The sequence below is a fragment of the Salinibacterium sp. ZJ450 genome (assembly GCF_011751885.2).
In the GTDB taxonomy this organism is placed as follows: Bacteria; Actinomycetota; Actinomycetes; order Actinomycetales; family Microbacteriaceae; genus Ruicaihuangia.
Genome location: NZ_CP061771.1, coordinates 955,021 through 968,568 on the forward strand (window position 1 = coordinate 955,021; position 13,548 = coordinate 968,568).

General features: G+C 67.7%; 14 protein-coding genes. 9 read left to right on the plus strand and 5 right to left on the minus strand.

Going from position 1 to position 13,548, the window contains the following annotated elements:
* Nucleotides 1-75: 75 nt before the first annotated feature.
* The gene (locus tag HCT51_RS04575) at nucleotides 76-705 is read left to right on the plus strand and encodes a hypothetical protein (protein WP_166870765.1); all 630 of its coding nucleotides are present in this window, start codon (nucleotides 76-78) and stop codon (nucleotides 703-705) included.
* 23 nt (nucleotides 706-728) lie between these two features.
* The gene (locus HCT51_RS04580; protein WP_166870767.1) at nucleotides 729-1,289 is read left to right on the plus strand and encodes a hypothetical protein; all 561 of its coding nucleotides are present in this window, start codon (nucleotides 729-731) and stop codon (nucleotides 1,287-1,289) included.
* Nucleotides 1,290-1,318: 29 nt separating this feature from the next.
* Here the strand turns inward: HCT51_RS04580 and HCT51_RS04585 are convergent, their stop codons facing one another.
* The 5 genes from HCT51_RS04585 to HCT51_RS04605 form a co-directional block, all read right to left on the minus strand.
* Nucleotides 1,319-1,651 carry a cupin domain-containing protein gene (locus tag HCT51_RS04585; protein WP_166870769.1) on the minus strand — a complete coding sequence of 111 codons (333 nt, stop codon included), beginning with the start codon at nucleotides 1,649-1,651 and terminating at the stop codon, nucleotides 1,319-1,321.
* A gap of 45 nt (nucleotides 1,652-1,696) precedes the next feature.
* A complete protein-coding gene (locus HCT51_RS04590) occupies nucleotides 1,697-1,999 on the minus strand; it encodes a DUF1905 domain-containing protein (protein WP_166870771.1) in 303 nt (100 codons plus the stop codon).
* A gap of 85 nt (nucleotides 2,000-2,084) precedes the next feature.
* Entirely contained in the window at nucleotides 2,085-2,471 is a 387-nt protein-coding gene (locus tag HCT51_RS04595; protein WP_166870773.1) for a type II toxin-antitoxin system VapC family toxin, read from the minus strand.
* Between the two features lie 10 nt (nucleotides 2,472-2,481).
* A complete protein-coding gene (locus HCT51_RS04600) occupies nucleotides 2,482-2,715 on the minus strand; it encodes a FitA-like ribbon-helix-helix domain-containing protein (RefSeq protein ID WP_166870775.1) in 234 nt (77 codons plus the stop codon).
* A gap of 201 nt (nucleotides 2,716-2,916) precedes the next feature.
* A complete protein-coding gene (locus tag HCT51_RS04605; RefSeq protein WP_166870777.1) occupies nucleotides 2,917-4,395 on the minus strand; it encodes a glycosyltransferase family 39 protein in 1,479 nt (492 codons plus the stop codon).
* Nucleotides 4,396-4,640: 245 nt separating this feature from the next.
* Between HCT51_RS04605 and HCT51_RS04610 the strand changes: the two genes are divergently transcribed.
* The 7 genes from HCT51_RS04610 to HCT51_RS04640 all read left to right on the plus strand — a co-directional run bounded on the left by HCT51_RS04610 (nucleotide 4,641) and on the right by HCT51_RS04640 (nucleotide 13,525).
* On the plus strand, nucleotides 4,641-5,621 hold the full coding sequence (locus HCT51_RS04610; protein WP_166870779.1) for a phosphotriesterase family protein: 981 nt from the start codon (nucleotides 4,641-4,643) through the stop codon (nucleotides 5,619-5,621).
* 79 nt (nucleotides 5,622-5,700) lie between these two features.
* Nucleotides 5,701-6,663, plus strand: coding sequence for a phosphotriesterase family protein (locus tag HCT51_RS04615; RefSeq protein ID WP_224760667.1), 963 nt, complete (start codon nucleotides 5,701-5,703; stop codon nucleotides 6,661-6,663).
* A gap of 73 nt (nucleotides 6,664-6,736) precedes the next feature.
* Entirely contained in the window at nucleotides 6,737-7,858 is a 1,122-nt protein-coding gene (locus HCT51_RS04620; protein WP_166870783.1) for an FAD-dependent oxidoreductase, read from the plus strand.
* Nucleotides 7,859-7,875: 17 nt separating this feature from the next.
* Nucleotides 7,876-8,820, plus strand: a complete 945-nt coding sequence (locus tag HCT51_RS04625) for an alpha/beta hydrolase (protein WP_166870784.1) — start codon at nucleotides 7,876-7,878, stop codon at nucleotides 8,818-8,820.
* Complete coding sequence (locus HCT51_RS04630; RefSeq protein ID WP_166870786.1) at nucleotides 8,820-9,785, plus strand: MBL fold metallo-hydrolase; 966 nt, start codon at nucleotides 8,820-8,822, stop codon at nucleotides 9,783-9,785. The genes HCT51_RS04625 and HCT51_RS04630 overlap by 1 nt, the downstream gene beginning before the upstream one ends.
* On the plus strand, nucleotides 9,785-11,500 hold the full coding sequence (locus HCT51_RS04635; protein WP_166870788.1) for a CocE/NonD family hydrolase: 1,716 nt from the start codon (nucleotides 9,785-9,787) through the stop codon (nucleotides 11,498-11,500). The genes HCT51_RS04630 and HCT51_RS04635 overlap by 1 nt, the downstream gene beginning before the upstream one ends.
* Nucleotides 11,501-11,827: 327 nt before the next feature.
* Nucleotides 11,828-13,525: a LuxR family transcriptional regulator gene (locus HCT51_RS04640; RefSeq protein WP_166870790.1), complete on the plus strand. Its 1,698-nt coding sequence runs from the start codon at nucleotides 11,828-11,830 to the stop codon at nucleotides 13,523-13,525.
* The last annotated feature ends 23 nt before the right edge of the window (nucleotides 13,526-13,548 follow it).

Consider the following 13,548-nt stretch of genomic DNA (forward strand, 5'->3'; position numbering starts at 1 on the left):
ACGAATGAGGACGCTCCGGCAAGACCCCGAAACCCGAGGTCCCGAAACCCGAGCCCTCGCAGTCGGAGGTGTCCGATGGATGCTCCAGCCAAAAACGCCCGCATGGCGTGGGTGGCAATCGCGCTCGCCGTAGTGGCGGCACTCGCCGGGATCGCCCTGATCCTGATGTTCCTGCTCGAAGTGCCGACTAACGGCCCGTATTACTTCGGCACCACCAACGACATTCTCGGCGGCCTCAGTTTCCTGATGCTCCCCGTGCTCGTCGTGTACCTGACCCGGGCGATCGCGAACTCGCTCGGCACCCAGCTGGCACTGTGGATCGTCGTCGCGGTCTTGCTCCTGGCCGCGCTCTCCTCTTTCCTCCTTGCCGCCGAACTGCTGTCCTACAACGAATCAACCGCGATCACCATCGTCGGCTTCCTGACGCAGGCGGCATGGCTGATCTGGGTGTGTCGAACCTACCGCGAAGCCTCGGCCATGCCGCAAGCCACGGCGCGACTCGGTGAGCTGGTCGGCGCCGGGTACGGCGTCGCCATCGGACTCATCGGCATCGCCGCCCTTCTGCCATCGATGTCCGTGTCCCAACTCGTGATCGGCGTCCCGGGAGTGCTGCTCTTCGCGCTCGCCTGGGCGGCGACGCCGGTCTGGTACTTCCTGCTGGCCCGGTACCTGCGACCGGCCCCGATATCAACGGTTTCGAGGTAACCATGCCAATAGACATGCACCGGATGTCGCAGCCTGCAGCTGTCGCGGTGGGAAGTCTCGCCGGCCTCACCTGGGCCGCCGGCTTCCGCGAGTACATGGCGGCGATGGCGGGCCCGGACTCGAAGGTCTCCTGGTACGGCACCTTCGTCGGCGTGCTGCTGCCGGCGACGGCGGTTGGCGGCCTGTTCGGGTGGGCGGAGCATCGGCGGCGCAACAACCAGCCGTTGCCGCACCGCGGCGCGATCGCGGCCGCTCCAATGGTCATGGGCGTGCTGCCGCTGACCGCGCCCGGTGCCCTGGAAACGCTGAGGACGACCGGCCAGGGGAGCGCCGCAGGCGGGGTCGCCCTCGCTGCGATCGGCGGGGGATACGCGCTCGCGGGTCGCGGCCCGAGCTGGTCCCGCATCACCACCGGCGTGCTCGCCGCGGCGGTGGCGGCAGCCGCCGGGGCCAGCGTTCCGACCGTCAGCGGCAAGCGTCTCGCGCTCAACACCCCGCGCGGTGCCCTGACAGCGGTGCTCGGCACCGGCTCGGTGCTGATCCTCGCGATTGCCGCATCGCTGCCGTTCCGCGGCCGCGACTAGGCCGGAAGTGCAGGTGAGGAGCCGCCGCCTCACCCCACCAGCGTGAGCATTAGCCGCGAGTCCTCCACAGCCTCCACCTTGTGCCGTTCGCCGCTGTCCATCCGAATCAGCGCGCCCGGCGTGAGCTCGACCGTGCGTTCGCCGGCGGTCACCCGCAGCCGCCCATCGAGCGCCTGCATGATCAGCGTCTTCGGCGCCGCGTGCTCCTTCAGCACGAAGCCGGCCTCGAAGGCGAGCACGACCACGCGCACGTCCGGCGACGTCAACACGGTGAAATGACCGAGCTTGCCCGCTTCGACCGGAGCGCGCTCGAGCAGGTCGTCAACGACGGTAACGGATGCCGAGGACTCAGGGTTCGTCATACAACAGAGGCTAGCCAGCGAACGGATGTCGCGGACCGCCACCTGTCAGAAATCAACCAACTCCAGCTCAACCGTCACGACCTGGCCCGGCTCGATCGCCTCGGCCGCGCGCACCGCCTTCTTGATCGGCAGCGCGTACGTGCCGTCCGACTTGGTCGGAAAGATCGAGGTGCGCCACCGCGTCTCGCCGATGCGCACGTCGACCCGCACCGATCCGAAGCCGCTGGTCAGACCCTCGACCACCTGCGTGATCTCAGCCGCCTGCTCGGCGGGGACGCTCACGAACGTCCAGATGTCGTTCCTGCGCGCATTCCACCGCCAGAGTTCGGCCTCGAACACGTAGTGCATGGGTTCAGGGTGACGCAGTGGGGAAGGCTGTGCAAGAGCGGAGCAACCCTGGTGACGGATTCGTCGCGCTGACAGGAGTGCCTGTTTACTCGACCGCGTCGACCCGGCACTCGATGCCGGGCGCACCCAGAATCCGGCGGTCCCGGGTTAGCAGGGTGGCGCCGGTCTGTTCCGCCAGGGCCACATAGGCGGCGTCGTAGCTGCTGAGGTTCTCGCCGAGTTGCCAGACGCGGGCCGCGACCGTGTCCCAGGGCCACAGCTCGATGCTCAGGTCGCCGAAGCCGTCGAATGCGAGGGAGGCTTCGGCCGGCGAGAGCAGGCCGGCGTTCCGGCGGCGGCGCAGCACGTTGGCGACCTCGAACGGCAGTACCGCGGGGGCGAGCATGGTTGCCGTGGCCAGTCGTCGGCCGATCGAGTCCGCGGCAGGGTTCGGGTCGATCAACACCGAGAGGACCACGGATGCATCGACCACCAGTAGTTCGCTACGTGCGGTCGGCATCAATGTCGCTCAGCAGGTCGGCGGCTTCCACCGCGGGGTAATGGGCGGCGCGAGCGCGAGCCCGGGCGATCGCCTCGATCGGGCTGGGCCTGGATGCCAGCGCGATGAGCTCGGCGCTCAGATACTCCTGCAGCGAGCGGCCCGATCGGGCGGCGCGCGCGGCGAGTTCGTCCCGCACGTCGTCGGGGACCGCGCGGATGGTGATGGTGACGGCCATGCAGCTAGATTAGCGCGCAGGCATGCATTCTGCAGCCACGCGGAGGATGTGGCAGTGGCGACGCGCGTGCTCTTCAGCACCGCGGCGTAGAAGCGTGGCCGAGATCACGCTCGCCGACATCATCGAGACACTCCCGCCCTCAGTGCCCGCCCGCACGCGCTCTCGCGTCGAATCAACCGCGCAACCTCGCTTCGGCGCTGGTCACTGGCGCACGCTCTTGACTGCTTCATGGATTGTGGTGCGGTGGAGCCCGATGGTGCGGACAACACTGAAGTCCAGCCGCTCAAGTTCATCGAGGGCCCACCGTGAGTGCCGGTCGCTCACGACCCACACCCGATCGATGCCTGCCATGCGTTGCGGCAGCTCGGTGAGCGGAAGAGTGTCATCCCACAGCCAGCGCGAGCGCTCGTACGGCTGCTCCAGCAGCACATCGCGCAATCCGTCGAAGTTGTCGGGATACAGATGCCAGGCCGAGCGGGCCTTGAGTGACGAGCGGATCTTGTCCTGAAAGAGCACCCCGTCGCCGGCGGCCGCCGAGTTGCCGATCATCTGGGCCACTTGCCGCCAGTCGCTACCGTTTTTTGCGTGGGGTGCTCGTTGATCCGTCCACGACGGAAGTGACGTCGCAAGAACGGCCAGAACGAGCAGCCACGACACAGCCCTGCGTGCAGGCTGGGCAATGGCCATCCCGAGGAGCAGAGCCGCTGCTGGAGCCGCGAAGGTCAGGTACCTCATCGAATACAGCGGAATCACGGGATGAACCAGCAGCAGGATGGCGCACGGCAGGAAGAGCCAACAGAGCGCGACGAGCAGCGCATCGGGCGGATTGCCCGTGGCCAGAAACCAGCCGCGAACTCGGGCGAACGTGATCCCGACACCCACCACCGCAACGATAAGCAGCCAGGCGAGCGCGGCAAACCACTCGTTGCCGAACCACTGCTCGATCAGCAGCCGGTCGAAACGAGTCTGGGTTGTGCCCTCGAGAAACGACACCTGATTGCGCTGGATGATCGCGAGCACGATCACTGGAAGCGCGATCGCCAGGCCACCGCCTGCCGCTCGCGCGAAGGCGCGAAGCGTGGACCGTGAGCGGGTCACGGACAGCAGCACGACCGCATGCACGACCAGCATGAGGCCGAGGTAGAGGAAGAGGTAGATGCTCATGGCAAGGCCGATCGCGTACAGCATCCAGCCACGTTTCAGCGGACGCATCCTGTCATCGATCAGCCGCAGGAGCAGCAGGGTTAGCCAGACTGCACACGCCGCCGACATGGCGTATGCACGTGTCTCCGTCCCCATCAGGGTGAGACGAGGCAGTACAGCACAGGCGATGCCGGAGAAGAGGGCGACGCGATGCCCGCCCAACCGTGCCGCCAGCAAGGTCAGCCCCGCGACGGTGAGGCCGATGGCCAGCGCGCTCGGCACCCGGGTGGCGAACTCGGATGCTCCAAACAGCATGATCCAGCCGTGCAGGAACAGATAGTAGGCGCCGTGGACGGCGTCGATGTTGAGCACCATCGGCGCGAGCGATGACAGGGGGCGCGACGCTGACATCACGCTCGCCGCTTCGTCCCCCCAGAACGACGGGATCCACGAGCCGGCGGCGGAAACGGCGACGCCAGCCAAACCCAGCGCAACAGCCAGTCGCTTGTCGCCGGTTGCAGCAACGGCGGGCGGCACCGTCGGTGCCGGTGGCTGTGTGTTCAGTGACTGACTCACGGGGACAGCCCACATCCCCGGCGTCTAGGAGTCAAGAGCGGCCGAAGCGAACTCGCCTTGACTTCTGGCAATACAGCGTGTAAACCTAAAGGACAGGTAATCAAGCTACCGTGTTCGGCGAGGAATCCATCCAGAGGTCGAGGTGGATGATCCTGTGCAACGCGTGACGCCAACGAGGGTGTGACGCAGACCGAAAGGTTGTGCCAATGACGGCTACCACCAGCACCAACACCGTCAATACAGTCCTCGGCCCCATTCCCGCTGATGAACTCGGCGTGGTCGCGGTGCACGAAGCCCTGCTCTCCGTGATCCCGGGCGCCCAGTACGCCCCGGACATCAGCATGGACCGCGCAGAGATCTTCGAGATCCTGGCCGAGAAGCTGACCGACTTCCGCGACAACGGCGGTAAGACGATCGTCGACAGCACCGGCATGTTCCACGGCCGCGACGTGAACCTGTACGAAGCGCTCTCCCGCTCGACCGGCGTGCACATCGTCGCCTCGACGGGCATGGGCCCCGAGGAGATGCTCGGCGGCTACTTCCTCACCCCGCAGACCAACCCGCCGACGCCATGGCCCGCCGAGAAGTTCGCCGACCTCTTCGCCAAGGAGGTCACCGAGGGCATGGTGGTTCCGCGGGTCGAGCGACGCGGTGCCGCGGGCATGGTGACCACCACGGCCACCCGCGACGGCATGACGCCGACCGATGAGAGCCTGTTCCGTGGCGCAGCGCGAACCGCGCTCAGCACCGGCATCCCGGTGTCCATCCGATACGGTGCCGACGCGCTGCACGATCTCGACATCGTCCTTGACGAGACCCTCCCGGCGAACCGGGTGCTCGTCGGCGGCCTCGACCGCAAGGACGCCGCGGCCGGTGCCGCCCTCGAGGTGGCCCGCCGCGGAGCATTCGTCGGGCTCGACCACGTCGGTCTCGACGATGACGAGGACTACCTGACCGACCGCGAGCGTGCCGACCTGGTGCTGGAACTGGTCAAGGCCGGCCACGGTCACCAGGTCCTGCTCTCGAGCAATGCGATCGGCGTCGCCAAGGGACAGCCCGACTATGACCTGCCGTTCAGCCACGTGGTGTCGACGTTCGTGCCCTTCCTCAAGTCGCTCGGGCTCAGCGTAGAGGATGCCCAGCGCATCCTGGTCGACAACCCGCGCGACCTGCTGACGGTGCGTTGACCGCGCGTCAAGCGACCGCTCGGCGCGCGACATCCGGCCAATCACACACGACTGATCAAACAGCCATCGACTCTCTAAGGTGACGACGTTGTCAAAGGTAAACACAGTGCTGGGAACCATCTCAGCCGAAGAATTGGGACTCGTGGCCATCCACGAGCACATCGGGTACGGCATGCCCGGCAGTGAGCTGGACAGCAAGTGGTGGAAGACGCCGGAACAGGCGTATGAGGAGACGGTGCCGAAGCTGCGCGCGTTCCACGAGTACGGCGGCGGCACCTTCGTCGACGCCACCGGCATCTGCAACGGTCGCGACATCGACTACTACAAGTCCCTGTCGAAGAAGACCGGCGTGCACATCGTGGCCTGCACCGGCTTCGTCGGCGGCGACACCGCCCTGGCGCACTTCGCCCGGGCGAGCGTGGACTACCTGACCAAGGTCTTCGTCCACGAGATCACGGTCGGGATCGGCGACACCGGCAGCCGCGCTGGCGTCATCAAGGTCGGCGTGAGCCGCGGCGGACGGATGACGGAACTCGACAAGCGCATCTACCGGGCCGCCGCCCGTGCCTCGGTCACCACCGGGGTGCCGATCCTCACCCACCTGGCGATCGACCCGCAGCCCGCTGTCGACATCTTCCGGGAGGAAGGCCTGCCGCTCGACCGCGTGCTCTTCGGCCACGCCGATGACGGACTGAACGCGCCGATCACCCCGCACGACTACATCGCCGAGCAGGGCGGCCGCATCGGCTTCGACACCTTCGGCTACGAGACCGAGCTCGAGGATCCACCGTTCTGGGCCCGACCGCGCAAGGAGCGTCTGGACCACTTCGTCAGCCTCGTGCACAAGGGATACCTCGACCTGCTCCTGGTCTCCGCCGACGCGAACTGCAGCCCGCTCGGCTGGCCGGGCGTCAAGGGCCACACGGTGAACTACATCTTCGAAAAGATGATCCCCGACTTCCGCGAAGCCGGTCTCGACGACGCCTCCATCAAGAAGATCCTCGAAGAGAACCCGGCCGACTTCCTGTCGATCAAGCTCTGACCCTCAATACCCACTACCACCACACATCCTCTTGCCCGGGGCCCACCCCTGGACACAAGAAAGCGAGCGAACAATGCAGTCCTCGGACCTCCACAACCTGAACATCGCCATCATCGGCGCGGGCTACGGCGGCGCTGCCGCAGCCAAGGCCCTCAGCCTCCTCGGCGCCACCGTCAACGTGTACGAGCAGGCACCCTTCTCCGGTGAGGTCGGCGCCGGCATCGGCCTGCGCCCGGCGACCATGCAGCGGTTCCGCCAGTGGGGGATGTTCGACGCGATCGCGAAGGTGACCTCGCCGAGTGACTACTTCGAGATCCTCACGGCGACCGGTGAGCCGATCATGAAGGATGCCTGGCCGGAGTCCGGTGACCTCAAGCAGACCCACCTCGTCCACCGCCGGGACTTCATCGACGCCCTGCTCGGTGTGCTTCCCGAAGGCATGGTGCACTTCAACCACCGGCTCGAGAAGGTCGAGGACAAGGGTGACCGTGCTGTTCTCACCTTCTCCGACGGCAAGACCGTCGAAGCCGATCTGGTCATCGGCGCCGACGGCATCAAGTCGGCGGTGCGCGAGCAGCTCTTCAGCAAGAAGGGCCCGGTGTTCTCGGGCGAGCACGCCTACCGCGCGGTGATCTCGGCCGACGCCGCCCACGGCATGGTCGTCGACGACAACCTCCGGATGTACATCGGCCACGGCACCAAGATTTACCTGCTGCCGCTGCGCCACCGCAACCAGGTGTCCTTCGACATCACCGTGCTGAACCCGGACAGCACCTGGACGCCGACCGTGACCATCGACGACATGCTGAAGACCGTCGAAGGCTTCGACGAGCGGCTCGTGGCAATCACCCGCGAACTCGACCTGTCGACGGTGAGCATCAAGGCGGTGTACGACATCGACCCGATCGATGTGTGGCACTCGGACTCCGTCGCCCTCATCGGTGATGCGGCCCACTCGATGCTGCACCACCAGGGCCAGGGAGCGAACTCGGCCATCGAGGACGCCGGCGCGCTCGCCGACGCCCTCGCCGAGGCCGACTCGGTCAAGGAGGCGCTCGCGCTGTACCAGGCCACCCGTAAGCCGGTGACCGACGAGCTGCAGCGCATCTCGCGTCAGGGCTGGAGCGAGGGAGAACTCGACGACGTCTTCCCCGGACAGAAGCCCGCGGCCCAGTCCGCGGCCTCGGCTCAGTAGCAGGCAGGCTAGACACCATGCCGATTCATCCTGAAATTGCCAAGATCCTGAGCACCCTTCCTGCGCCAGACGGTTCGCCGCTCAACCCTGCGGCCATGCGCGCGGGGGAGGCCGCGCACGTCCCGCCGCTTGAGGGCCGGCTGCCGCTGTACGCCGTCGAGGATGTCGCGGCGTCCACGACATCCGGAACCGTGCCCGTGCGCATCTACACCCCGGCCGACGCGAAGTCCTACGGTCTGCTGGTGTACTTCCACGGCGGCGCGTTCTTCCTCGGCAGCCTCGACACCCACGATCACGTTGCGCGGGCGCTGGCCAAGGAGACCGGCTACAAGGTGATCTCGGTCGGCTACCGGCTGGCCCCCGAGGCGGCCTTCCCGGCCGGCCTCGACGACTGCTACGGGGTGGTCCGCTGGGCCGCCGAGCAGGGCGAGCGCCTCGGCTGGGACGGCCAGAACCTGGCCATCGCCGGCGACAGCTCGGGCGGCACGTTCGTGGCCGCCGTCGTAGCGAAGGCCCACGACGACGGCTTCGACCGCATCACCCAGCAGGTGCTGTTCTACCCGTCCCTCGACCTGGACTTCGACGTCGACCGCTACCCCTCGCTGCGCGAGAACGCCGAGGGGTACGGCCTCGAAACGGCCGGACTGAAGCCGTTCAACTCCTTCTATCTCAATAGTGGGGCGGATGCCGCGGACCCCCTGGTTTCCCCGATCAAGCGTGAGGACCTCACCGGCCTGCCGCCGGCGCTGATCATCACCGCCGAGTACGACCCGCTGCGCGACGAGGGCGAGCTCTACGGCCAGCGCCTGCAGGTCGCCGGCGTGCCCGCGACGGTCAGTCGCTACCCGGGCGCCAATCACGGGTTCGTGCAGAACTTCTCCTGGATCCCGGAGTTCTACGAGGCATTCCGCGAGACCGCTGACTTCCTGAATCAACCCAGCCTCAGCCAGGACCGCGCGTAATGACGCAGCACGTCGACATCCATCCACTCGTATCGCCGTGGGGCAGGTTCGGGCTCTACAGCTTCTTCATCGACGCGCCCGAGCCGGCGATCGTGGACACCGGCATCGCTTCCTCGCCGGCCGAGGGCATGGCGCCCGCGCTGGAGGCGCTCGGGCGGCGCATCGAGGACGTCCGCTGGATCCTGCTGACCCATGGTCACATCGACCACCTCGGCGGGGCGCACGCCCTGTGGGAGCTCACCGGCCGACGCGCGAAGGTCGTCATTCACGAAGCGGATGCCGCGATGCTGCGCTCCCGCCGCGCCCACGTCGACGAGTACCTGACCGGTCGCGCGCAATATCTGCACGACCCGGACGGCGAGGCGAAGCAGACGGCCGCCGGGAACGCGGTCATCTCCGGGGAGATGGAACCCACCGTTCTGGTCACCGGCGGCGAGACCCTCTCGCTCGGCGGTGACGTCACCGTGTCGGTGCACTCAATCCCGGGGCACACCCCAGGCGCGGTCGCCTATGTTGTCGACGGGCAGAACGACGTGTTCGTCGGCGATGCGGTGCAAGTGCACGGCGCGGCCAATGGCTTCCCCGGCTACGAGGACCCGGCCGGTTACCGCGCGAGCCTCGAATACCTGCGTGACGAGATCCGTCCGCAACACCTTTACCTCGGGCATCCCTACCGCCGCGGCGACGGCACGCCCTACGGCGTCGAACTCGACGCGGACGAGGCCCGGGAAGCGCTCCAGGAGAGCCTCGACCTCGAAGCGCGGATCAGCGACGTCGCCAACCGCTACCTGCAGGACGGCGTGCAGCAGACCGATTCGGTGTACTCCCCGTTCGCCCGGGTCGCCGACGAGCTCGGCTACGACAAAGACCCCACCCTGGAGCCGTCGCCGTTCTTCACGACGCTGCACGGCTACGCGACGCAGTTCGCCCAGAACACTCGCAATGAAAAAGGAGCAACACGCTGATGGTTGACGTGACGACGTGGGATGCCGGTGGGCAGAAAATCTCCATCCTCAAGGACCTCCGCGTGCCGATGCGCGACGGCGTCGAGCTCGCCGCCGACGCCTATCAGGGAGTGGACGACAAGCCGCGCCCGGCACTCGTCGCGCTGAGCCCCTACGGCAAGGAACTGCAGGCGCTGGCTCTGACGACCCCGCCGCAGCGGCGCCCCAGCCCGATGTGGGACGGCTGCATCGAGGCGGGCGACATCGCCCGCATCGTGGCGGAGGACTACGTCCACGTCATCGGTGACCTGCGTGGGTCCGGGGCATCCGACGGAGAGCACATCGGCAACTACAACGCCGGCGGCGTCTCGCTCGGCCAGGATGCCTACGACTTCATCGAGTGGGTCGCCGCGCAGCCGTGGTGCGACGGCAACGTGGGCATGGTCGGCATCTCCTACTTCGGCTCCATGCAGGTGCTGGCGGCCGCCGAGCGCCCGCCGAGCCTGAAGGCGATCTTCGTCAGCGGCGGCCACTACGACTTCTACGAGACCACCTACCACGGTGGTGTTATGTGGTTCATGCCGCGCGCCGCCCGCGAGGGTCGCGGCGGCGACTCCGGCTGGGCGTTCACCGACAACGTCAAGTCCCGGATGATCGAGAAGTACTCGCCCGAGGAACTCAAAGCGCTCGTCGCCAAACGGCTGCAGGATCCGGATGTCGCGGCCTGGCCGAACCTGGTGCATGTGCTGAACTACCCGAAGAACCACGAGGCCTGGTTCGACATCGTGATGAACGATCTCGACGGCGACTGGTACGAGGAGCGCAACCCGATCACGCTGGCGCCGAACATCGACATCCCGGTCTGGCTGCAGCTCGACCAGGGCCGCGGCTGGACGCTGGATGGCACCATCGAGTTGTTCGACTCGTTGAAGGGTCCGAAGAAGCTGACCGTCGGTCCGTACCCGCCGATGCAGTCGCGCCCCTTCGTCGAGGAGCACGACAAGATGTTCCGCTGGTACGACTACTGGATCAAGGGCATCGACAACGGCGTAATGGACGAGCCGGCCGTCAGCGTGTTCGTTGAGGGCTCGCGCGAGATCGTGACCGCCGACCAGTGGCCGCCTAAGGAGATCGAGTACAAGTCGCTCTACCTGCGCCCACGGCACAAGCTCTCCACCGAGCCCGAGCTGATGGGTGCGGAGTACGCCGCCCCGGACGGTTTCTACCAGGCGCCGCTGACGGTGACCGACAAGGTGGAGATCATCAACTGGTCCACCGCGCCGTTCGAGGAAGACACCGAGCTGATCGGCACCGGTGCCGCGCACATCTTCGCGGAGATCGACCAGCCAGACACGAACTTCATCATGCGGCTGTGGGATGTCGCGCCGACCGGCAAGCGGCAGCTGATCACAACCGGCTACCTCAAGGCCTCGCACCGCGAGCTCGACGAGCGCACCACCGAGGGCAACCCGTTCCACCCGCACACCCGCACCGAGCCGGTGGAGCCGGGCAAGATCGAGGAGTACGTGCTGCGGCTCTACCCGTTCGCGAACACCTTCAAGCCGGGTCACCGCCTGGTGGCGGAGCTGTCGAACGCCGAACCGCTGGTCGACGAGCACAACTCGCTGCTGCCCCCGGACGCCTTCCACCTGCCAGTGGGCCGCCCGGTCACGCACAAGATCTACCGGGACGCCGCCCACCAGTCCCGGCTGGTGCTCCCGTTCACTGTGCGCTGATTCCGATTGAGACGCCCGCGCTGCGGCGCCGGCGCGGGCGTCTCTGCGGAAGTGGCGGTGAAGCCTCGAACGCTCCGGCGGCAATTTTGAAAACGGGCCCCAAAAGTGGAATGTCACTGCAGCGTGACTCGCCCCGGTTTCGTGCTGTCGCCTCGACGAGTGCGGGGCTGTCACTGCAGAGTGACATTCCCGAATGGCGGCGGTGCGATCTTGCGTGAGTGACGCAAGCCGAGCGCGATCTGGACCACCCGCAACCGCGAAGGCTGACGAACGGAGGGAAGTCCATTGCGCCCGCCCCCGCCACGGTCGCATCATTGCCCTGAGACCATGCCCACCCCACTCGGCGTCGGGCGCGCCGCTCTCGCCGTAGGCGACTGGGCGACCGCCCGCGACGCTTTCACCGAAGCAACCTACGACGACGACTCGGCGGACGCCCTCGACGGGCTCGCCCGCGCCGCGTGGTGGCTGGGCGACGTCGAGGCCGCCATCGACTACCGCATCCGCGCCCACAACGCGTTCAGACAGGAAGGCCGATTCGCGGATGCCGCCACCAGCGCCGTCTGGATCTCACGGCAGCTGCGACAGCTGTTCCGCAACGCGGCAGCCGCCGACGGCTGGCTCGCCCGCGCCGAAACCCTCGCCAGCGACGACATCCCGGGGCACGGCAACGACGGCAGCACGCTGGGCTGGATTGCGCTCGCCAGATCAGAGGCGACACCGGATGCCGCGGAAGCAGCCGCATCGGCGCGCGACGCTCTCGACCGGGCGCGCGCACACTCCGACGCCGACCTCGAGATCGAGGCGCTCGCCCGCTTGGGTCTGCTCACCATCGCCACCGGTGAGGTCGACACCGGGGTGCACCAGTTGGACGAGGCGATGGCCGCGGCCAGTGCCGGCGCGGCGTCCGATCTCAGCAGCGTCGCCACCGCCTACTGCACGCTGCTCGAAGCAGCCGAGGTGCTCGGCGACGACGCCCGGTTCGCGCAGTGGACCGCCGCGATCACCGCGTTCGCCAGCGGCCCCGGGTTCGGCCCGCTCACCGCACCCGACGCGCCCGCCGCGTACGGACCGCTCTCGTCGTTCTGCGGCGCCTGCTGCGGAGGCCTCTACCTAGTCACTGGCAGGCTGGCCGACGCCGAAACAGAACTGGTGGCCGCGATCGCCGAGTTGGAGTTGCGCGGCATGGCCTCGCGGTGCGTGCACCCGGTCACTCGGCTCGCGGAACTGCGCGTCCTGCAGGGCAGGCTCGATGAGGCGCGGGTCCTGCTGGAACGGTACGAAGACCTGCCCGAGGCTGTGCGTCCGCTGGCGGTGCTCGACCTCGCCGCGGGCTCGCCCGCGATCGCGGTGGCCCGGCTCACCCGCCGGCTCGACGAACTCGGCGGCCTCGAGGTCGCCGCCCTGCCGTTGCTGACCGTGCTGGTCGACGCGCAGCTTGCCGCCGCTGACACCGCCGCCGCGGAGAACACGGCAGGACGAGTGGCGGATGTTGCGGAACGCACGCGCAGCGATCGGCACCGTGCCGAGGCACTGTTTGCGAGCGGCAAGGTGGCCGCGGCCGTCGGGGATCCCAACGCCGAGACCCCGCTGCGCGACGCGGCGCGCCTGTTCAGCGAAGCGGGGCTCGCCCTGCAGGCCTGCCGAGCCCGGCTGGCACTGGCCCGGGCGCTCGTTGCGGACGGCGACGTCCCGGTCGCGATCTCCGAGGCACGGGCCGCGCTCGCCGCGTTCGACCGGCTGGGTGCGCGATCAGATGCGGGTGCGACATCCGCATTTCTGCGTGAGCTGGGAGTGCGCGGCCGCACCGGCCCGAAGAATCTTGACCTGCTGAGCCAGCGCGAACGGGAGGTGCTCGGCCTTGTCGCGCAGGGCCTCACGAACGCCGAGATCGCCGAGCGGCTGTTCATCAGCGTGAAGACCGCCGGTCACCACGTCAGCAGCATCCTGACGAAACTGGGCGTCCGCAGCCGCACCGAGGCGGCCGCGTTCGCCGCGGTGCACGCCGAGATGCGGGCGTCGGAATAGGGAGAGTTCCCCATGCTTCGTGC